Source organism: Cobetia amphilecti (assembly GCF_032923285.1).
GTDB classification, from domain to species: domain Bacteria; phylum Pseudomonadota; class Gammaproteobacteria; order Pseudomonadales; family Halomonadaceae; genus Cobetia; species Cobetia amphilecti.
In genome coordinates, this window is record NZ_CP136695.1 from 1,149,441 (window position 1) to 1,170,445 (window position 21,005).

Here is a 21,005-nt window from a genome sequence, read left to right on the forward strand (position 1 = left end):
TGGAGCATCACGATGACAACTGACACGCTGCGTTTCGCTGCGGCCATCACCAGCCTGTTGCTGGCCGGTGGCGTCCAGGCCGAAGACAGGAAGCTGTATCTCTTCAACTGGACCCAGTACATGGACCCGGAAATCATCACCGCCTTCGAGGAGAAGTTCGGCGTCGAGGTGGTCGAGAACTACTACAACTCGCAGCCGGAAATGGTCGCCAAGTTGAATGCCGGGGGTGTCTCCCAGTACGACATCATCGTGCCCTCCAGCTACTACGTACCGCGCCTGATCGAGATGGGCCTGGTGCAGAAGCTCGACAAGGACAAGGTGCCGAATCTGGCCAATCTCGCCGAGCAGTTCCGTGATCCGGTGCTGGGGGAGGGGCTCGACTATGCCGCGCCCTATCAGTGGGGTGTCACCGGGCTTGTCTACAACGCCAGCACCTTCAAGGAAGCGCCCAAGAGCTGGTCGATGGTGTTTGATCCGACCGTCAATGATGCCTGGCCGTTCGGCTTGATGACCGGTGGTCAGGTCAGCATGGGCATCGCCTGTGCCTATCTCGGCCATGGCTATGACTGCACGGATCTCGACGACTGGCGCGAGGCCGCCAGGTTGCTGATCGAGACCAAGCATCGCGGCAATTTCAGCGGCTTCTCCGACGGCACGCCCGCGCTTCAGCAGCTGGCGCGCAAGGTCACGCATGCCGGGCTGTCCTTCAATGGCGATTATGTGTTCTACCGGGAGGAAAATCCGGACTCCTTCTCTGACATCAAGTTCGTCATCCCCGAAGAGGGCACCGAGAAGTGGGTGGATTCGATGATGATTCCCGCCAGGGCGCCGCACCCGGAGCTGGCGAATGCCTTCATCAACTTCATTCTCGATGCCCGGGTCGGCGCGCAGCTCTCCAACTACAACTACTACGCCAGCCCCAATGCCGCGGCAGAGCCGTATCTGGATGAGGTGCTGACTCAGCCACCGATTCAGCCCTCCGAAGAGGACATGGCGCGACTGCGTTTCTCACCGAGCCTCTCCGGCGAACAGCTGCAGATCTTCCAGCAGCTGTGGTCCGAGGTGAAGGCGCGCTGAGCGCTGGCAATCGGGTCTATCGAAGCAGGCTGCCGAGCGCGTGGCCTGCCCTGTAGCGTTCAAGGAAGGTGTCATGAAGTACGAACCCACTGGTCGCGAAGACGACGAAGCCGTGCTGCAGGAATGGTTCACGGCACATGGCATCACCGAGGTGGAATGTCTGGTCACCGACCTGACCGGCATTCTCAAGGGCAAGATCATGCCGGCGCGCAAGTACCTCAATGGTGGGCGACCGCGCCTGCCGGACTCCATCTTCATCCAGACCGTCACCGGCGGGTATCCGGATGATGAAGACAGCCGCTTCTGGAATCCGGCCGAGCAGGACATGCAGCTGATCCCGGATACCAGTGCCGTCTATCTGGTGCCATGGGCGGAAGACCCCACCGCGCAGATCATCCATGACTGCTATTACCTCAATGGTGATCCGGTGGAGCTGTCGCCGCGCTATGTGCTCAAGCGAGTGCTGGCACTGTATGCCGCACGCGGCTGGAAGCCGGTCGTGGCCCCCGAAGCCGAGTTCTATCTCGTCAAGACCAACAAGGACTCCGACTATCCGCTGGAGCCGCCCGTCGGGCGCAGCGGTCGTCAGGAGAGCAGCCGTCAGTCCTATTCCATCGATGCGGTCAATGAGTTCGATCCGCTCTTCGAGGAGATGTATGACTACTGCGAGGCCATGGGGCTGGATCTCGATACCCTGATCCATGAAGAGGGTGCCGGGCAGATGGAAGTCAATTTCGAGCATGGTGACTCGCTGGCGCTGGCCGATCAGGTCGTGATGTTCAAGCGCACGCTGCGCGAGACGGCATTGCGCCACGGCATGTACGGTACCTTCATGGCCAAGCCGATGGCCTATCAGCCGGGCAGCTCGATGCATATCCATCAGAGCCTGGTGGATGTCGCGACCGGCAGGAACCTGTTCGCGGATGATGAAGGGCGGGCCAGCACCCTGTTTCGCAACTTCATCGGCGGCTTGCAGACCTACATGCCGTCCGCGATGCCGTTCTTCGCGCCCAACGTCAATTCCTATCGCCGCCTGATGCGCAGCGAGACCAGTGGCTCCGCACCGATCAACGTGGAGTGGGGCTTTGACAACCGCACCGTCGGCTTGCGGGTGCCGGTGTCAGATGCCGAGGGGACGCGGGTCGAGAATCGTCTGGCCGGCGCCGACGCCAATCCCTATCTGGTGATGGCTGCCTCGCTGGCCTGCGGCTATCTGGGCATGATGGCGCAGATCGAGCCGCGTCCGCCGGCCGTGGGCTCTGCCTGGGAGGGGGGTAACAGCCTGCCGGACGATATCGGGCCGGCGCTGAATGCGCTGCACTCCTGCAAGCCGTTAGCGGATATTCTCGGCGAGCGCTTCGTGAAGAGCTATCTGGCCGTCAAGCGCGCCGAGCATCGTGAGTACTTCCAGGTCATCAGCTCGTGGGAGCGGGAGCACCTGCTGCTGCGTGTCTAGCCCTTCGGGACATGTCCTGTGTGTCTAGTACTGTATGTCTCACCCAGCGGGGCAAGCCCATGAGGGAGCCGAGAGGTCGTGACAGTCGTCACGGCCTCTCGGCGTTTCAGGTGGTGCACTCTGTGTTGGCAGGTTGCTGCTTGTGGTGATTATTGCATGTCAAAGTCGGCGTGATTGGCTCGATGATCCGTGATATAGTGCTTTCATGTTGATTAAAATAACCACAAGGAAGTTGTCATGAGTGCCTCTCTGCCCCTGGAACATGCTGCCTCCTGGTATGCCGCCTCAGCCAATGCCGCGCCCGAACGGCCCCCGCTAGCGGGAGATGTCAGCTGTGATGTCTGCGTCGTCGGGGCTGGCTTCACCGGCATCTCGGCGGCGCTGCACCTGGCCGAGCAGGGCCTCAAGGTGATGGTGCTGGAGGCCGCCCGCGTGGGTTACGGCGCATCCGGTCGCAATGGCGGGCAGATCGTCAACAGCTACAGCCGCGACATGGATGTGATCGAGGAGCGTTTCGGCGCCCAGACGGCACGTGCGCTGGGCGACATGGCCTTTGAAGGCAACCGCATCATTCGTGAGCGTATCGCCGGTTATGGCATCGATTGTGACCTGCGCGAAGGCAATCTGTTCGCGGCCTGCAATGCGCGTCAGCTCAAGGGGCTCAAGGAGCACAAGGCGCTGTGGGAGCGCTATGGCAACACCAGCCTCGAATTGCTGGAAGGCGATGCCTACAAGCGTGAAGTGAGTGCCGAAGGCTATACGGGCGCGCTGGTCGATCACTCCGGTGGCCATATTCATCCGCTCAATCTGGTGTTGGGCGAAGCCGCAGCCTTCGAGTCGCTGGGCGGCGTGATCTTCGAGCACAGCCCGCTGCTGAGTCTCGAGCATGGCAGCCCCGTCGTGCTCAAGACCGCGGGCGGTATCCTGCGGGCCGACCGCGTCGTGATGGCGGGCAACGCCTACCTCAATGGCGTGCTGCCGGAGCTTGAAGGCAAGTCGATGCCCTGTGGTACCCAGATCATCACCACCGAACCGCTGGCGGAGGATGTGGCGCGTAGTCTGCTGCCCAACAACATGGCGGTGGAAGACTGCAATTACCTGCTCGATTACTACCGCCTGACCCGTGACAACCGACTCATCTTCGGTGGCGGCGTCAACTATGGCGGCGAAGACCCCAGCAATATCGAAGCCTTGATTCGCCCCAAGATGCTCAAGGCCTTCCCGCAACTGGCCAACGTCAAGATCGACTACGCCTGGAGCGGTACCTTCCTGATGACGCTCAATCGTCTGCCTCAGTTCGGCGTGCTCAATGACAACGTTTACTACGCCCAGGGCTATTCCGGGCATGGCGTGACCTGCAGCCATCTGGCTGGGCGCTTGATCAGTGAGGTGATGACCGGCCGTGATGGCCGCTTTGATGCCTTCGCCGGCCTGCCGCACCTGCCGTTCCCCGGTGGCCGCATGCTGCGGGTGCCGCTGTCTGCCGTGGGTGCCTGGTACTACCAGACCCGCGACAAGCTCGGTATCTGATCAGCCTGTTCTCCAGAATGCCCCAAGCCGCCTTCCTTATCGGGAGGCGGCTTTTTCATGGGCTGGAAAGTACGCCTGACCTGGCCCGAAACGCACTGCGCCCCGCCTGTGAAGGCGGGGCGCAGTGCATGTCTTGCCGATTCATGGCGTGAGCGCTGGGTCAGCCGGCGATCCAGAACCCCATCAGCAGGAAGCCCAGCGTCGTGACCAGCGCACCGATCAAGGTGTAGGGCAGTTGCGTCAGCGCATGCTGCATCGGCTGGACCCCGCAACCCTGTGAGGACAGCACCGAAGAGTCCGAGAAGAAGCAGGCGTGGCTACCGAAGCTGGAGGCTGACAGCAGGGCACCGACGATCAGCGGCAACGAGGCATCCATGTGCAGCGCGATGGGAATCACGATCGGGATCGAGATCACGAACACGCCCCAGGAGGAGCCGGTCGCGAAGACCACGACGGCCATGCTGACGAACACGATGGCCGGCAGGATCGCCGGAGTCAGGTAGGGTGTCAGGCTCTCGATCATGAAGGTGGTCATGCCGAGCTGGTCATTGACCTCGCGCAGCACGAACCCGACCGCCACGATGGCCAGGGGCAGCATCATGGTGCGAAAGCCGTCCATCACCGCGTCCATCAGCGAGGAAAACGACACCAGACGCTGGGCGAGATACAGCAGGATGGTGAACAGCGTAGCGACGATCACGCCCTTGAGCAGGTCGATCTCGAACCAGGCGCTGGCGCCGATCAGCACGGCCATTGGCAGCACAAAGTTCATCAGACCGATCCAGGGGCTGGATTTCGGCGCTTGGGCTTCCGGCAGGGGCTCCGGGGCGCCGTCAGGAATCGGCTGGCCGGCCTTGGCGCGTCGCTCGGCGGCCTTCATCGGTCCGATGTCCGGCATCAGGCCAATGGCGACCAGCATGGCCAGCGCCATCGCGATCCAGCCATACAGCATGTAGGGAATCGCCTGGATATAGAGCGACATGCCGCTTTCGGTGGCACCGCCTTCCTCGAGCAGCTGGGAGAAGTACACCGCCCAGGTCGAGAGGGGCACCAGAATGCAGATGGGCGCGGCAGTCGAGTCGACGATATAGGCCAGCTTCTCACGCGAGACCCCGAAGCGGTCCGTCAGGCGTTTCATCGCCGCTGGCGTCGCCAGGGCATTCAGATAGTCATCGATGAAGATGAGGATGCCGAGGATCACGGTGCCGATCAGCGACTGACGGCGTGTCTTGAGCAGGCGACCGATCATGTTGCTGAAACTCAGCGTGCAGCCGGACTTCTCCATCATGGCGATGAAGCCGCCCATCAGCCCACAGACCAGAATCAGCCAGGCGATGGTCTCGTTCATCATCACGCCCAGCGAGATATCGGCCAGTTCTCCGATGTAGTCGTCAGGCTGCAGTATCAGCAGACCCGCGAGCGCGCCGATGGCCAGGGCTTCCAGGGTGCGATGGGTCGCGATGGCGACCACCAGCACGATCAGCGATGGCACGAGGCTGATCCAGCCGAACGGCGTGCCGGCCTCATGGGTAAAGGTGATGCCCAGCACCAGTGCCAGGATGACGCCGAACATGGCAATGCTGCGCCCCTTGCCACGGACGCTGACGGAGGGAGCGAAGGGGTGTGGGGACGCTGGGGGGACGGGAGAGACCTGATTCATGCCCGGGCCTCCCATGCAGCGAGGAAGTGCTCGGTACTGACTTGGTCGGTACTGACTTGCTCGGTACTGAGTTGGTCAGCGCAGCAGCGCTCTGCGGGGAGCCGGTCTGCAAAGCCGTGGCCATGCAGCGAGTGACCAACGAAGTCGCGGGCAGCGACGGTTTTTATGATTGTCATGTCCTGAGCCCTGGAGTTGGTGGAGAGGTCGGTGTGGATCAGATGTTGCGCAGGTACCAGTCGTATTCCAGACGGCTGATGATCTGCATGGCTGCTTCACGCTCCGCGCGACGGCCAGCAATGAAGACGTTCAGGAAGCGCTCGCTGAAGGCGTGGGCCAATGCTTCACTTTCCTCCAGCAGCGTCAGCGCCTCGGGCCAACTGTTGGTCAGGCTCGGCTCGAACTGGTCATAGGCATTGCCGGTGACCGGCTCGCCCGGCGAGACCTGATGCGTAATGCCGTGGATCACCGAGGCCAGCAAGGTGGCCAGCAGCAGGTAGGGATTGACGTCGGCCCCGGCGACGCGGTGCTCGAGACGACGTGCCTCGTTGGGGCCGGAGGGGATGCGGATGGCGACTGAGCGATTGTCGAAGCCCCAGGTCGGCGCCATCGGCACGTACAGGCCCTGCTGAAAGCGGCGATAGGAATTCAGGTTGGGCGCAAACAGCGCCATCGAGGCGGGCATCAGTTCCAGCAGGCCGCCGATGGCGTGACGCAGGGTCTCGGTGCCCAGCGGATTCTCGTCCTGCGCGGCGAAGACATTGTTGCCGTGCTGGTCCAACAGGCTCATGTGCGCATGCATGCCGTTGCCGGCCTCGTCGCCATACGGCTTGGCCATGAAGGTGGCATCGAAGCCGTGGCGCAGGGCGACGCCCTTGATCAGACGCTTGAGCAGGACAGCGCTGTCACAGGCCTTCATGACATCGTCGAGATGGATCAGGTTGATCTCGAACTGGCCCGGCGCACATTCCTTGAGCGCGGTATCCAGCGGCAGCTGTTGGATGCGCGCGGCAGTCTGGATCTCGTCGAGGAAGTCGGCGTACTCATCCAGCTCGCCGATGGAATAGAGCTGGCTTTCGCTGGCGCGCTCGCCTGTCAGCGGGGAGCACGGCGGCTGCACCATGCCCAGGTCATCGCGCTCGCGATCGACCAGATAGAACTCCAGTTCCAGCGCGACGACCGCCGTCAGGCCCATGTCGGCGAGAATATCGACCTGTTTCTGCAGCTGATTGCGCGGGTCGGCAAAGAAGGGGCCATCCTTGTCATCACGCATGTTCATCAGCAGTTGCCCCTGCTTGCCGTTGCGCAGCCAGGGGGCTGCCATCAGGGTGCCGGGGATGGGGCGGCAGACCTGATCACTGTCACCGCTGCTGAGCCCCAGCCCGGTTTCCTCGATGGTGTTGCCGGCGATATCCAGTGCGAAGACGGAGCCTGGCAGGTTGATGCCATTCTCATAGGCCTTTTCCAGATTCTCGCGCGGGATTCGCTTGCCGCGCTGGATGCCGCTGATGTCACTGATCAGCAGATCGATGTTCTCGATTTCCGGATGACGGTCCAGAAATTCTCTGGCCTCATCGACGGGGAGGCTGTACATGGATATCACCTGTGGGCATGGGATGTTGTGGTTTATATATCGCCATCATGGCCATTGTTGTCAAATATTTTACAACACTTGACGGTTTTCGTGGCTGGATGGCTTTGGTGTTATGGCGATAAATTCTTTTTAAACAGTGTGTTATATGGATTTTTGTGAAATCGTCGTTTCGTCGGGTTGGCAAGGAAAGGCGTTCAGTCTATGTTGATTAAAACATACCAATCATCCAAGGCCTGCTTGTTCGCCTCAAAGGAGATCCCATGCCACCTCGTCCCCTGGTGGGCGTCATTGCCTGCCGTCGCACCGTAGAAGGTCATCCGGCGCATATGGTGACCGACAAGTACGTCAGCGCCCTGCGTGAATTCGGACTGGATCCGGTGGTCATTCCGGTCTGGGAGGATGTCGAGCCCGGCGCCGCCAGCGCCCTGCTGGCACGCCTGGATGGTCTGCTGCTGACTGGCAGCTATTCCAACATGCACCCCTCACGCTACGGCGAGACCAGCGCGCCGGAGAACACCTATGAAGACCCGGCCCGCGACGCTGCGGTGCTCTGCTGGGTGCCGCTGGCGCTTGAGTTGCGACTGCCGCTGCTGGGGATCTGCCGCGGGTTTCAGGAGCTGAACGTTGCCTTCGGCGGCAGCTTGCACCAGGCGGTGCAGAAGGTGGCAGGCCTGATGGATCATCGTGAGCCCAAGGGCGATCTCGAGGCGCAGTTCGCGCCATCGCATGCCATCAGCATCTCGCCCGGCGGAGTGCTGGCAGGGCTTTACGCCGCGCCCGAGGCGCAGGTCAATTCCTTGCATCAGCAGGGGGTCGCCCGTCTTGGTGAGGGCCTGGATATCGAAGCGGTTGCCCCGGATGGGCTAATCGAGGCGGTCTCGGTCAGTGGTGCGGCGTCCTTCACGCTGGCGGTGCAGTGGCATCCGGAATGGAAGCCGCGTGAGCACGCCTTGTATCAGGCGATTCTGGAAGGCTTTGCCGCGGCCTGTCGTGACAAGACCGAGGGCGGCACCTTGCCGACCTGTCACCCGACTCGCGAGGAGGCGTGAAGATGGCAATGAATGACGCTGGCGAACGCCTGAAGGCGCTGGATGCGCGCCACCACCTGCACCCCTTCACCGACTTCAAGCAGCTGGGCGAGCAGGGCAGTCGTATCATCACCGGTGCCAGCGGCGTCTATATCCATGACGCCGATGGCCAGCGGATTCTCGATGGCATGGCGGGGCTGTGGTGCGTGAACCTCGGCTATGACCAGCCGGAACTGGTCGCGGCGGCCAGCCAGCAGATGACGCAGCTGCCGTACTACAACACCTTCTTCAAGACCGCCCACCCGCCGGCGATCGAGCTGGCGGCCGAGCTGTGTCGTCTCGCGCCGGAGCATATCAATCATGTCTTCTTCACCGGCTCCGGCTCTGAAGCCAACGACAGCATGCTGCGCATGGTTCGGCGGTTCTGGGCGCTCAAGGGCAAGCCGGAAAAGCAGTGGATCATCGCGCGCGAGAATGGCTATCACGGCTCGACCGTCGCGGGTATGAGCCTGGGCGGCATGGCACCGATGCATGCCCAGGGCGGCCCCTGTGTGCCCGGCATCACGCATATCCGCCAGCCTTACTGGTTCGCGGAAGGTCGTGGAAAGGGGAGTGAAAGCCCGGAATCTGAACCACACAGTCGAGACGATTTCGGGCGACTGTGTGCCGAGGCGCTGGATGCGCGCATTCAGGAACTGGGCCCGGACAATGTGGCCGCCTTCCTGGCGGAGCCCGTGCAGGGTGCCGGCGGTGCGATCATGCCGCCTGACAGCTACTGGCCTGCCATCAAGGCCGTGCTGGCGAAATATGACATCCTGCTGGTGGTGGATGAGGTCATCTGCGGCTTCGGTCGCCTCGGTGAATGGTTCGGCAGTCAGCATTACGACCTGAAGCCCGATCTGATGCCCATCGCCAAGGGGTTGTCCTCCGGTTACCTGCCGATCGGTGGTGTGCTGGTCGGCGATAGGGTCGCCGATACGCTGATCGAAGAGGGCGGCGAGTTCTTCCATGGCTTCACCTATTCCGGACACCCGGTGTGTGCCGCCGTGGCGCTCAAGACCCTCGAGATCATGCAGCGCGAGGATATCGTCACCCGGGTGCGTGACGACCTGGGGCCGTATCTCGCCAGTCGCTGGGCCACGCTTGCAGACCACCCGCTGGTCGGCGAGGCGCGTTCGCTTGGCCTGATGGGGGCGCTGGAGCTGGTGGCCGACAAGGCCAGTGGCGAGCGTTTCGATTCTTCCCGGGCCGTCGGCAACCTGTGTCGTGATATCTGTTTCGAGACGGGACTGGTGATGCGCTCGGTGGGCGACACCATGATCATCTCGCCGCCGCTGGTGATCACGCATGAGCAGATCGATGCGCTGGTCAGTCTGGCGCGCGCGGCACTGGATGAAACGGCGCGCCAGCTGGCGAGTCACGCCGCCACTTGCTCTTCCGCTGCGCTGAAGGCCACTTCGCCCTCGTCCTCGCTGCCTTCTTCACTCTTCTCTGCTCCATCCTCTGAACCTTCCTCTTCCCTGACCTCGGAATCCTGATCATGAGCCGTCCTCAGACATTGGCCGAATGGCAGGCGCTGGCCGCTCGCCTGACCCCGCAGTTGCAAGGCAATGCCTTCATCAATGACGAATTCGTGCCGGCGGTCAGCGGCGAGACCTTCGAGAGCCTCAACCCGGCCACCGGTGAGCGGCTGGCGATGGTCGCCAGCTGTGACAGCGTCGATGCCGAGATCGCCATTCGCCATGCGCGTGCCGCCTTCAAGAGCGGTGTCTGGTCGCGCATGGCCCCGACCCGGCGCAAACAGGTGTTGCTCAGACTCGCCGAGCTGATGGAAGCCCATCAGGATGAGCTGGCGTTGCTGGATAGCCTCGACATGGGCAAGCCGGTCACCAGCGCGCTGAACGACATGGCCGGGGCGATCGGCTCGATCCGCCACCAGGCCGAGTCCATCGACAAGCTTTACGGTGAGGTCGCCCCGACCGGTCAGCAGGCGCTGGGCATGGTGCTGCGCGAACCGCTGGGCGTGGTGGCCTCCATCGTGCCGTGGAACTTCCCGCTGATGATGACGGCGTGGAAGATCGCCCCGGCGCTGGCGGCGGGCAACAGCGTCATCCTCAAACCGTCGGAGAAGTCACCGCTGTCGGCGCTGCGTCTGGCGCAGCTGGCGCGTGAGGCTGGTATCCCGAGCGGCGTCTTCCAGGTGCTGCCGGGCTTCGGGCATACCGTCGGGCGTGCGCTGGCGCTGTCGATGGACGTCGAGTGCCTGGCCTTCACCGGCTCCACCGCCGTCGGCAAGCAATTGATGCAGTATGCCGGGCAGTCGAATCTGAAGCGGGTGTTCCTGGAGTGTGGCGGCAAGAGTCCCAACATCGTCTTCGCCGATTGCGCCAATCTGGATCGCGTCGCCGAAAGTGCCGCTGCCGCCATCTTCTACAACCAGGGTGAGGTCTGTATCGCGGGTTCCCGTCTGCTGGTGGAGAGCTCGATCCGCGATGCCTTCGTCGCCAAGGTAGTGGCGGCTGCCGAACGCATGCAGCCGGGCGACCCGCTGGACCCGGCAAGCTTCATGGGCGCGATGGTCGACAGCACCCAATATGAGCGCGTGATGGGCTATATCCGTCAGGGTGTCGAGGAGGGCGCGGCACTGCGCGCCGGCGGTGAGGAGGTCGAAGGGCCCGGACTCTTCATTCGTCCGGTGGTCTTCGATGGCGTCACGCCACAGATGGCGATTGGCTGCGAGGAAATCTTCGGCCCGGTGCTGTCCGTGTTCGGCTTCGAGACCGAAGACGAAGCGCTGGCGTTGGCCAATGACAGTGACTTCGGGTTGGCGGCAGGGGTGTGGAGTCAGGACATCGATCGCATCATGCGCGTGACGCATCGCCTCGAATCCGGTCAGGTCTTCGTCAACAACTGGGCGGGGGGCGATCAGACCATGCCCTTCGGTGGGGTGAAGCAGTCCGGCAACGGCCGTGACAAGTCACATCACTCGCTGGCGGAATACACCCAGCTCAAGAGTGTCTGGATCGAGCTGAGCTGAACCGGGATGAGCTGAACTGAAATGAAATGAGCTGTGTAGGTCCCCATGAACTCAGGGGCTTGCGAAGAACGAAGAGGCCACGCGATTGCGTGGCCTCTTTTTCTTGCCTTCGTCGCAAGGGCTAGAACATCCGCGCCGGCGTCGCGCAGCTGACCAGGCGACACTCGACATCACCGATGTTGCGGAAGCGATGCGGCACGTTGGTATCGAAGTAGTAGGCGTCGCCCGCCTTCAATACCCGCGTGTCGCCACCGATGGTGATCTCTATCTCGCCCTCGATGACCACGCCCGCTTCCTCACCCTGATGGGTGATCATCTCGCGGCCGGTGTCAGTGACGGGCGGGTAGGTCTCGATCATGAACGACAGGGCGCGGTCATGCCGCTTGGCGCCCACCAGCTTGAAGATGACATCGCCGCTGCCGACGTTGATCAGCTCCTCCTCGCTGTAGAACACCTTGGCGGTGTTCTCGAGCTCCATGGTGAAGAAGTCGCCGACACTCATGGGAATGGCGGCGAGAATCTTCGACAGTGAACTCACCGACGGGCTGACCTTGCCCTGTTCGATCAGTGACAGGCTCGAGTGTGTCACACCGCAGCGCTTGGCCAGCTCGCGTTGCGAGATGCCACGCAAGGTACGCAATGCCCGCAGGCGGGCACCGACATCATCTGCCATCAGAACATCCTTCATGTCGCGACGAGTTGAGGAGAGGGGCAAGCCCTTCCAGACCGACGACGGCCAGCCACGGAGCTCCGCAACTGGCCGTCGTTCACGTGCTGGTGGTCGAGATCAGGGGCATCGGCATCAGAGCCGGCGCTGTCCTGATCATCGACAACGCGATCAGCTGAGGCTATCCAGCTTGTCCTTCAGCACCTTGTTGACCTGTTGCGGATTGGCGGTGCCGCGCGAGGCCTTCATCACCTGGCCGACGAAGAAGCCGATCATCTTGCCACGCTTGTCCGGCTCGGCTTCCTGATACTGGGTCACCTGGGCCGGGTTGTCGGCGATGACCTGATCGACCACGGCTTCGATGGCACCGGTGTCGGTGACCTGCTTGAGGCCGCGTGACTCGATGATCTCGTCGGCGCTCTTGCCTTCGCCATCCCACAGCGCAGCGAACACCTGCTTGGCGGCCTTGCCGTTGATGGTCTCATCGACGATGCGCTTGATCAGGCCACCCAGCTGGGCCGCGGAGACCGGGCTGACGGTGATGTCGAGGTTTTCCTTGTTGAGACGACCGGCCAGCTCGCCTTGCACCCAGTTGGCGGCCTGCTTGGCGTCGCCGCAGACATCCTTCACTTCCTCGAAGAAGTCGGCCATCTCGCGGCTGGCGGACAGCACGCTAGCGTCATAGGCGGACAGACCCAGTTCGCTTTCGAAACGTGCGCGCTTCTCGGCCGGCAGTTCCGGCAGGGTCTGGCGCAGGTGTTCGATGTAGGCCTCGTCCACTTCCACCGGCAGCAGGTCCGGGCACGGGAAGTAGCGGTAATCGTTGGCTTCTTCCTTGGTGCGCATGCTGCGCGTCTCGTCGGCGTCCGGATCATACAGGCGGGTTTCCTGCACGACCTTGCCGCCGTCCTCGATCAGCTCGATCTGACGCTCCACCTCGAAGTGGATGGCGCGCTCGATGAAGCGGAAGGAGTTGACGTTCTTGATCTCCGCGCGGGTGCCGAAGGCTTCCTGACCCTTGGGACGCACCGAGACGTTGACGTCGCAACGCAGGGAGCCTTCGGCCATGTTGCCGTCGGAGATGCCCAGGTAGGTGACGATGGCGTGGATCGCCTTCACGTAGGCCACCGCTTCCTTGGCGGAACGCATGTCAGGCTCGGAGACGATTTCCAGCAGCGGCGTGCCGGCACGGTTGAGGTCGATGCCGGTCATGCCCTGGAAGTCTTCGTGCAGCGATTTGCCGGCATCTTCCTCGAGGTGGGCGTGGTGGATGCGGATCGACTTGCGCGTGCCATCTTCCAGAAGGATCTCGAGCACGCCAGGGCCGACGATGGGCTGATCCATCTGGCTGGTCTGGTAGCCCTTGGGCAGATCCGGGTAGAAGTAGTTCTTGCGTTCGAACACCGAACGGCCGGCAACGGCGGCATCGACGGCGAGGCCGAAGCGCACGGCCATGGCCACGGCCTGCTCGTTGAGCACCGGCAGGGTGCCCGGCAGACCGAGGTCCACGGCGCTGGCCTGGGTGTTGGGCTCGGCACCGTAGGTGGTGGAAGAGCCGGAGAAGATCTTTGACTGGGTGGCGAGCTGAGCGTGAACCTCAAGCCCGATTACGACTTCCCATTGCATCAGGCTTGCTCCTGTCCGAATTCCGGGCGCTGGCAGTGCCAGTCGGTGATTTGCTGGAACTGGTGCGCGACGCCCAGCAGGGTCTGCTCACCGAAGTGCGGGCCGAGGATCTGCAGTCCCACCGGGCGCTTGCCTGCCAGGCCGGCCGGCACGCTGATGCCCGGAATGCCTGCCAGGTTGATGGCGATGGTGTAGAGATCCTGCAGGTACATGGACAGCGGGTCCTTGTGCGCGCCGAGATCGAACGCCGGGGTCGGCGCCGCCGGGCCCATCAGCACATCGACCTGGTCGAAGGCATCGAGGAAGTCCTGGCGGATCAGGCGACGCACCTTCTGGGCCTTGATGTAGTAGGCATCGAAGAAGCCTTCGGACAGGGTGTGCGTGCCGATGATGATGCGGCGCTTCACCTCGTCGCCGAAGCCTTCCTCGCGGGTGCGCTTGTAGAGGTCTTCCAGGTCCTGCGGGTCCTTGCAGCGATGGCCGAAGCGCACGCCGTCATAACGCGACAGGTTGGAGGAGGCCTCGGCCGGTGCGATCACGTAATAGGTCGGGATGGCCAGGTGGGTATGCGGCAGCGAGATTTCCTGCACGCTGGCACCGGCATCCTCGAAGACCTTGATCGCGGCACGCACGGAAGCTTCGACTTCCTCGGACAGGCCTTCGCCGAAGTATTCCTTCGGCAGGCCGATCTTCAGGCCCTTGAGGTTGTAGTCCAGCCCTTCGACGTAATCCGGCACGCCACGTACCACGCTGGTGGAGTCGCGCGGGTCGGCGCCGGCGATCACGTTCATCAGGCGCGCGCAGTCCTCTGCGGAGCGGGCCATCGGGCCGCCCTGATCGAGGCTGGAGGCGTAGGCGATCATGCCGTAGCGCGAGACGCGACCGTAGGTCGGCTTGAGGCCGGTGATGCCACAGAAGGCGGCCGGCTGGCGGATGGAACCGCCGGTGTCGGTGCCCAGGGCGGCCGGCGCAAGGCCTGCGGCGACGGCGGCGGCACTGCCACCGGAGCTGCCACCCGGCACGGCGGACAGATCCCACGGGTTCTTGACGGCGCCGTAGTGGCTGTTCTCGTTCGAGGAGCCCATCGCGAACTCATCGAGGTTGGTCTTGCCGAGAATCACCACGCCTTCGGCCTTGAGCTTCTCGATCACGGTGGCGTCGTAGGGCGCGACGAAGTTGTCGAGCATCTTCGAGCCGCAGCTGGTGCGCACACCTTCGGTGCAGAAGATGTCCTTGATGGCCATCGGCACGCCGGTCAGCGCGGCGGCATTGCCAGCGGCACGGCGCGCATCGGCGGCATCCGCATCACGCAGCGCGTCTTCGCGGCACAGGGTGATGTAGCTGTTGAGCTCGCCGTCGAGGCGTTCGATACGGGCCAGGAAGGCTTCCGTTAGCTCGCGGCTGGTGTATTCGCCGGCCTCCAGGCCTTGCGCCAGCTCACTGAGCGTCTTGTCATGTAGTGCAATGGACGATGACATGTTCGATTCCATCAGTGCAGACGATGCGCCGGGCATCGTCCGCAGAAATTCCGGGGCGGACGAGGCGTGCCGCGTGACGTGGTATCCGATGGCAGTCGGTCACGATGCGTGAGCGACCTGCCAGGCGAGATCACTCGACGACGCGCGGAACCAGATACAGACCCTGCTCTGTGGCCGGGGCCACCTGCTGAAAACGCTCGCGCTGATTCGATTCGGTGACTTCGTCGGCGCGCAGGCGTTGCGTGGCTTCCAGCGGGTGTGCCAGCGGTGCGACGCCGTCGGTATCGACCTGTTGCAGCTGGTCGACCATGGCGAGAATCCGGTCGAGATCCTCGACGTAGGCTTCGGCATCCTGCGAGGCAAGACCCAGGCGTGCGAGGTGAGCGGCACGCAGCACATCTGAATGTTCAAGGGCCATTGAAGTTTCCCTGTCTTGGCTTCGAGAGGCTTGAGGTGACGGCAGGAGTCGGAGACGACCACGCGGAATTGGCTGGCGCGACGTGCGCGAAAAGCCGAATTCGAAAAATTGTGGTGTCCCGGCAAACCCGATGCCCGTTACCCTGTAAAACAGCGCGCTTTGCAGCGATGGAGCAATCTGTCGCCGAATGCGCCGTTACAGTGTGATTCGGCGTGAAATGTACCACATCTGCGTCGCTCTGGCAGGCGTGTCAGCTTGCCGCCATGGGGTGGCAATGGTACCGTTCGCGTCTGCACAGGGTTCCGGTCTGGACTAGGTGATCAACTTCCATGTTTAAACGTTTACGTGGGCTGTTCTCGAGCGATCTGTCGATCGATCTGGGTACTGCCAACACGCTTATTTATGTGCGCGGTCGCGGTATCGTGCTCGACGAGCCCTCAGTCGTGGCCATTCGCCAGTCCGGGAATGCCCGCAGTGTGGCGGCCGTCGGTGCCGATGCCAAGCGCATGCTGGGGCGTACCCCCGGCAATATCACGGCCATCCGTCCGATGAAGGACGGCGTCATCGCCGACTTCACCGTTACCGAACAGATGCTCCAGCATTTCATCCGCAAGGTGCATCAGAGCACCTTCCTGACACCCAGCCCTCGTGTGCTGGTGTGTGTGCCGTGCATGTCGACCCAGGTCGAGCGTCGCGCCATCAAGGAATCGGCCGAAGGGGCTGGCGCGCGTGAGGTCTACCTGATCGAGGAGCCGATGGCTGCCGCGATCGGTGCGGGCCTGCCGGTGGAAGAGGCGATGGGCTCCATGGTGGTCGATATCGGTGGTGGTACCACTGAAATCGCCATCATCTCGCTCAACGGCGTGGTCTATTCCGAATCCGTGCGTATCGGCGGTGACCGCTTCGACGAAGCCATCACCTCCTATGTGCGTCGCCATTACGGCAGCCTGATCGGTGAGGCGACGGCCGAGCGCATCAAGGAAGAGATCGGTTGTGCCTACCCGGGTGGCGAGCTGCGCGAGATCGACGTGCGCGGTCGCAACCTGGCCGAGGGCATTCCGCGTTCCTTCACGCTCAACTCCCACGAGATCCTCGATGCGCTGCAGGAACCGCTGGCGGCCATCGTCTCGGTGGTCAAGAGCGCGCTCGAGCAGTCTCCGCCGGAGCTGGCCTCCGACATCGCCGAGCGCGGCCTGGTGCTGACCGGTGGTGGTGCGCTGCTGCGTGACATCGACAAGCTGATCGCGGAAGAGACGGGCCTGCCGGTGATCATCGCCGAAGACCCGCTGACCTGCGTGGCGCGTGGCGGTGGCAAGGCGCTGGAAATGATCGATCAGCACACCTTCGAGCTGCTGTCGAGCGATTGACCTCGTCCGGGGCCGGGCATGCTGTGTGCTGTACGGCTGGTCCCGGCCTGTCGGAGGAAGTGCTATCAAACCCCTGTTCACGCGTGGCCCCGTGCCCGGCTACCGCATGCTGTTGTGCGCGGTGCTGTCACTCGCGCTGATGTTTGCCGAAGATCGCTTCAGCTGGATGGTCGATGTGCGCGCCAGCATGGCGACGCTGGTATCGCCCGTGCAGTGGGTCGTCAGCTTGCCGACAGAAGGCATCAGCTGGGGCGCGCTGGTGTTTGCCGACCAGCAGGAGCTGGCCGACGAGAATCGCGCGCTGCGCGAACAGCTGCTCAATCTGTCCAGCCGTGTGCAACGCATGGCGAGCCTGACCTCCGAGAATACGCGCCTGCGCGAATTGCTCAATGCCGGGCAGCGTAGCGATATCCCCTATATCACCTCCCAGTTGCTGACCCTCGATGCTGACCCGTTCTCCCACCGCATGGTGGTGGACCGCGGCGAGCAGGATGGCGTGCGCATCGGCTTGCCGGTACTCGATGCCTATGGCCTCGTCGGGCAGGTCATCTCCACCTCGGCCTACAACAGTCGCGTGCTGATGATCAGTGATGCCAGTCACGCCGTGCCGGTGGAGATCAATCGCAATGGCCTGCGCTTCATCGCCCAGGGCAGCGGCAAGATCGATCAGGTCGATGTGCTGCATGTGCCGGACACCGCCGACATTCGTGTCGGTGATCTGCTGGTGACTTCCGGACTGGCGCTGCGCTTTCCGCGCGGCTTGCCGGTGGCACGTGTTACCGAGGTCTATCATGATCCCGGCAAGCCGTTTGCCCGCGTGAGTGCCGAGCCCATCGCGCAGCTGGAGCGTTCGCGCAACTTCCTGATCCAGATGCCGCCGCCGGTGGATACCGACAACCTGTATGTCGATGACAGCCTCGATGAGTTGCCGCGTGACAACCTGGCGGCGCCCAGACCCGAGGGTGACGACGCCACACCAGGCTCCGCCGAGGATGCGGCAGACGCTCAGGCACCCACCGATGCTGCCGGGGAGAACAACTGATGGCCTTTCGTCCCCAGACCACCTTGCTGTGCTGGTTCTCGCTGCTGCTGGCGCTGTGCTTGCAGGTCATGCCATTGCCGGATGTATGGCTGATCTGGCGGCCCCAGTGGCTGGGTCTGATGCTGGTCTACTGGTGCATCGTCTCGCCGCAGAGTGTCGGAGTCTTCCACGGCTTCCTGTTCGGGCTGGCGCTGGATGTCCTGCAGGGCGCACCGCTGGGACACAACGCCCTAGTGCTGTCGTTGACGGCCTTCATGGGCGTGCTGCTCTATCAGCGCATTCGCGCCTACTCGCTGTTGCAGCAGGCGTTGCTGGTGATCGTGGTGCTGGGCATCGCGCAGTTGCTGGATCAATGGCTGCGCAGTCTGTTCGGTGCCGGCCCCGTCAGCCTGTCGTTCCTGCTCTCGGCGGTCATCGGTGGCGCACTGTGGCCGTGGCTCTATACCCTGCTGCAGATGCTGCGTCGGCGGGTCGCGGCCTGAGTGCCACTGGCACGTCGCTAGCGCTTCTTGTCAGCTTCCAAAAGCCGCCTACGGGCGGCTTTCTGGTACTTGTCAGCCATGTTTCTCTTCACGAGGTCTTCCATGTCATCCCGTTCAAGGTCATCCACTTCCAGGCCATCCACACCTGATACCGAAAGCCCCACTTCCTCACTCTTTGCGAACTCTGACGTCGCGGGGCAGCGCAAAGTGATGTCTCAGGGCATTGCTCAACAGGGCATTGCTCAACAGGGCGCTGCTCAAGCGGGGTTGATCCTGGCCTCGGGATCGCCGCGTCGACGCGATCTGCTGGCCAGTATCGGCATCCAATGTGAGGTGGCGCCGGTGGATATCGATGAGACGCCGCAGGCCAATGAGTCGCCGGAGCATTACGTGCTGCGTCTGGCGCGGGAGAAGGCGCAGGCCGGGTTCGCGGCCCTGGCGCAGCGGACGGCAGGCCAGACGGCGGGGCGGCGAGTGCTCGGCGCGGATACCGCGCTGGCACTGGATGGGCGCATTCTCGGCAAGCCGCGCGATGAGGCCGATGCGCGCGAGATGCTGCTCAGCCTGTCGGGGCGCAGCCATCAGGTGCTCAGTGGCGTGGCGCTGTGTCATGGCGACGCCGGGCGCGACATGCGCTGCGCGAGCGAGCTGGTCGAGAGCCGCGTGACTTTCCGCACCATCACCCCGGAGGAGGCTGCGCGCTACTGGGCGACCGGTGAGCCGGCTGACAAGGCGGGGGGCTACGCCATCCAGGGGCTCGGCGCCGTCTTTGTCAGTCATCTCGAGGGCAGTTACAGCGCCGTGGTCGGGCTGCCGCTGCATGAGACCGCAGAGCTTCTGAGCAAGGCGGGCGTTCAGCCGTGGCAACCGCTCTGACGGGCGATGTTCTGCACTGCGTCAGTCGGGTGTCGAGTCAGCGCTCCAGCGGCATCGTGAAGGACGAGGGCTTGCGTGCGTGGCACAAAATACCCGTTGCAGGAAATCCTTAGTCGATAGATCACAGCCGGGGGCTCCCTTGCTATGTCATAATTGCAAGCAACGACTTTACAAGGACTTGCGCTATGAGCGGCGAGGTATTGATCAACCTGACACCGATGGAGACCCGCGTGGCGGTGGTCGAGAACGGTGTCCTGCAGGAAGCCTTCATCGAACGCAGCGGGCGACGCGGCATCGTCGGCAACATCTACCGTGGCAAGGTGGTGAGAGTGTTGCCCGGCATGCAGGCGGCCTTCATCGACATCGGTCTCGAACGGGCCGCCTTCATCCATGCCCAGGAAGTCATGCCGGCGCACACGCCGCATGATGAGCAGCTCTCGATCCGCGAGCTGCTCAGCGAAGGCCAGCCACTGGTGGTGCAGGTCACCAAGGACCCCATCGGCACCAAGGGTGCCCGGCTGACCACGCATCTGTCGGTGCCGTCACGCTATCTGGTCTACATGCCGGACTCGCCGCATACCGGCGTGTCGCAGCGCATCGAGAGCGATGCCGAGCGTGACCGCCTCAAGGAGCTCACCGAGCAGTGCCTGACGGCGCTGGATCCGGAAGCGCCCGGCGGCTTCATTCTGCGCACGGCGGCCGAAGGTATCAGCGAGGCCGAGCTCAAGCAGGACATGCATTTCCTGCTGCGCCTGTGGCGCAAGGTCAGCGAGCGTCGCCTGACCGCCGCCGTGCCCAGCGTGATCTATGATGATCTGCCGCTGTTCATGCGCACGCTGCGCGACGTGATGCGTGACGAGATCGAGCGCGTGCGCATCGACTCGCGCGAGAACTTCATCCGGCTCAAGGAATTCGCCAGCGAGTTCATGCCGGACATGGAAGGGCGCATCGAGTATTACCCCGGCGAGCGACCGATCTTCGATCTGTTCAGTGTCGAGGATGAGCTGCACAAGGCGATGGGCCGCAAGGTGCAGCTCAAGAGTGGCGGCTATCTGGTGATCGACCAGACCGAGGCGATGACCACCATCGACGTCAACACCGGGGGTTTCGTCGGCCATCGCAACCTCGAAGAGACCATCTTCAAGACCAATCTCGAGGCGGCGACCGCCATCGCGCGCCAGCTGCGCCTGCGCAATCTCGGCGGCATCATCATCATCGACTTCATCGACATGGAAGAGACCGAGCATCAGCGCCAGGTGCTGCGCGTGCTCGAGAAGTCGCTGGAGCGTGATCATGCCAAGAACAAGATGACCGGCGTGACCGAGCTGGGCCTGGTGCAGCTGACGCGCAAGCGCACGCGCGAGAGTCTGGAGCAGGTGCTGTGCGAGGCCTGCCCGACCTGTCAGGGGCGCGGCACCCTCAAGACGCCGGAGACGGTCTGCTACGAGATCTTCCGCGAGATCATGCGCGAAGAGCGCGCCTACAGCCCGGATACCTACATGGTGCTGGCCTCGCAGAACGTGGTCGATCGCCTGCTGGACGAGGAATCCGCAGCTGTGGCGGACCTCGAGAGCTTCATCGGCAAGACCATCCGCTTCCAGGTCGAGGCGCATTACACCCAGGAGCAGTACGATATTGTGCTCATGTGATCTGTCAGCCGCCGCGCCTGC

At 63.1% G+C, this 21,005-nt stretch carries 17 protein-coding genes; 11 read left to right on the forward strand and 6 right to left on the reverse strand.

Features of this window, described 5'->3' with window-relative positions:
- Positions 1 to 12 precede the first annotated feature (12 nt).
- The 3 genes from R1T44_RS04915 to R1T44_RS04925 all read left to right on the forward strand — a co-directional run bounded on the left by R1T44_RS04915 (position 13) and on the right by R1T44_RS04925 (position 4,063).
- Entirely contained in the window at positions 13 to 1,077 is a 1,065-nt protein-coding gene (locus R1T44_RS04915) for an ABC transporter substrate-binding protein (RefSeq protein ID WP_317292696.1), read from the forward strand.
- A 73-nt stretch (positions 1,078 to 1,150) separates the two neighbouring features.
- Complete coding sequence (locus R1T44_RS04920; RefSeq protein ID WP_317292697.1) at positions 1,151 to 2,533, forward strand: glutamine synthetase family protein; 1,383 nt, start codon at positions 1,151 to 1,153, stop codon at positions 2,531 to 2,533.
- A gap of 237 nt (positions 2,534 to 2,770) precedes the next feature.
- Entirely contained in the window at positions 2,771 to 4,063 is a 1,293-nt protein-coding gene (locus tag R1T44_RS04925) for an NAD(P)/FAD-dependent oxidoreductase (protein WP_317292698.1), read from the forward strand.
- Between the two features lie 160 nt (positions 4,064 to 4,223).
- Here the strand turns inward: R1T44_RS04925 and R1T44_RS04930 are convergent, their stop codons facing one another.
- On the reverse strand, positions 4,224 to 5,723 hold the full coding sequence (locus R1T44_RS04930; protein WP_317292699.1) for a Na+/H+ antiporter NhaC family protein: 1,500 nt from the start codon (positions 5,721 to 5,723) through the stop codon (positions 4,224 to 4,226).
- A 214-nt stretch (positions 5,724 to 5,937) separates the two neighbouring features.
- On the reverse strand, positions 5,938 to 7,314 hold the full coding sequence (locus R1T44_RS04935) for a glutamine synthetase family protein (RefSeq protein WP_054555114.1): 1,377 nt from the start codon (positions 7,312 to 7,314) through the stop codon (positions 5,938 to 5,940).
- A gap of 260 nt (positions 7,315 to 7,574) precedes the next feature.
- On the opposite strand from R1T44_RS04935, the gene R1T44_RS04940 reads away from it, so the two are divergent.
- The 3 genes from R1T44_RS04940 to R1T44_RS04950 are packed head-to-tail and all read left to right on the forward strand — an operon-like array spanning position 7,575 to position 11,379.
- On the forward strand, positions 7,575 to 8,363 hold the full coding sequence (locus tag R1T44_RS04940; RefSeq protein ID WP_317292700.1) for a gamma-glutamyl-gamma-aminobutyrate hydrolase family protein: 789 nt from the start codon (positions 7,575 to 7,577) through the stop codon (positions 8,361 to 8,363).
- Between the two features lie 2 nt (positions 8,364 to 8,365).
- A complete protein-coding gene (locus R1T44_RS04945; protein WP_317292701.1) occupies positions 8,366 to 9,880 on the forward strand; it encodes an aspartate aminotransferase family protein in 1,515 nt (504 codons plus the stop codon).
- A 2-nt stretch (positions 9,881 to 9,882) separates the two neighbouring features.
- Positions 9,883 to 11,379 (forward strand): aldehyde dehydrogenase, encoded by a 1,497-nt coding sequence (locus R1T44_RS04950; protein WP_317292702.1) that lies wholly within the window; start codon positions 9,883 to 9,885, stop codon positions 11,377 to 11,379.
- A 121-nt stretch (positions 11,380 to 11,500) separates the two neighbouring features.
- Here the strand turns inward: R1T44_RS04950 and R1T44_RS04955 are convergent, their stop codons facing one another.
- From R1T44_RS04955 to gatC, 4 genes are all read right to left on the reverse strand, one after another.
- Positions 11,501 to 12,052: a cupin domain-containing protein gene (locus tag R1T44_RS04955; protein ID WP_286988664.1), complete on the reverse strand. Its 552-nt coding sequence runs from the start codon at positions 12,050 to 12,052 to the stop codon at positions 11,501 to 11,503.
- A 165-nt stretch (positions 12,053 to 12,217) separates the two neighbouring features.
- Positions 12,218 to 13,672 carry an Asp-tRNA(Asn)/Glu-tRNA(Gln) amidotransferase subunit GatB gene (gatB, locus tag R1T44_RS04960; RefSeq protein WP_043332582.1) on the reverse strand — a complete coding sequence of 485 codons (1,455 nt, stop codon included), beginning with the start codon at positions 13,670 to 13,672 and terminating at the stop codon, positions 12,218 to 12,220.
- Positions 13,672 to 15,150, reverse strand: coding sequence for an Asp-tRNA(Asn)/Glu-tRNA(Gln) amidotransferase subunit GatA (gene gatA / locus R1T44_RS04965; RefSeq protein WP_317292703.1), 1,479 nt, complete (start codon positions 15,148 to 15,150; stop codon positions 13,672 to 13,674). Before gatA ends, gatB begins: the two co-directional genes overlap by 1 nt.
- Before the next feature lie 130 nt (positions 15,151 to 15,280).
- Positions 15,281 to 15,568 carry an Asp-tRNA(Asn)/Glu-tRNA(Gln) amidotransferase subunit GatC gene (gene gatC / locus R1T44_RS04970; protein WP_054555110.1) on the reverse strand — a complete coding sequence of 96 codons (288 nt, stop codon included), beginning with the start codon at positions 15,566 to 15,568 and terminating at the stop codon, positions 15,281 to 15,283.
- 329 nt (positions 15,569 to 15,897) lie between these two features.
- On the opposite strand from gatC, the gene R1T44_RS04975 reads away from it, so the two are divergent.
- From R1T44_RS04975 to rng, 5 genes are all read left to right on the forward strand, one after another.
- A complete protein-coding gene (locus tag R1T44_RS04975) occupies positions 15,898 to 16,935 on the forward strand; it encodes a rod shape-determining protein (RefSeq protein ID WP_043332576.1) in 1,038 nt (345 codons plus the stop codon).
- 64 nt (positions 16,936 to 16,999) lie between these two features.
- On the forward strand, positions 17,000 to 17,977 hold the full coding sequence (gene mreC / locus R1T44_RS04980) for a rod shape-determining protein MreC (RefSeq protein ID WP_317292924.1): 978 nt from the start codon (positions 17,000 to 17,002) through the stop codon (positions 17,975 to 17,977).
- Positions 17,977 to 18,459, forward strand: a complete 483-nt coding sequence (gene mreD, locus R1T44_RS04985) for a rod shape-determining protein MreD (RefSeq protein WP_043332574.1) — start codon at positions 17,977 to 17,979, stop codon at positions 18,457 to 18,459. Before mreC ends, mreD begins: the two co-directional genes overlap by 1 nt.
- A 210-nt stretch (positions 18,460 to 18,669) precedes the next feature.
- Entirely contained in the window at positions 18,670 to 19,335 is a 666-nt protein-coding gene (locus R1T44_RS04990) for a Maf family protein (RefSeq protein ID WP_317292704.1), read from the forward strand.
- 185 nt (positions 19,336 to 19,520) lie between these two features.
- A complete protein-coding gene (rng, locus tag R1T44_RS04995; RefSeq protein ID WP_043332570.1) occupies positions 19,521 to 20,984 on the forward strand; it encodes a ribonuclease G in 1,464 nt (487 codons plus the stop codon).
- The last annotated feature ends 21 nt before the right edge of the window (positions 20,985 to 21,005 follow it).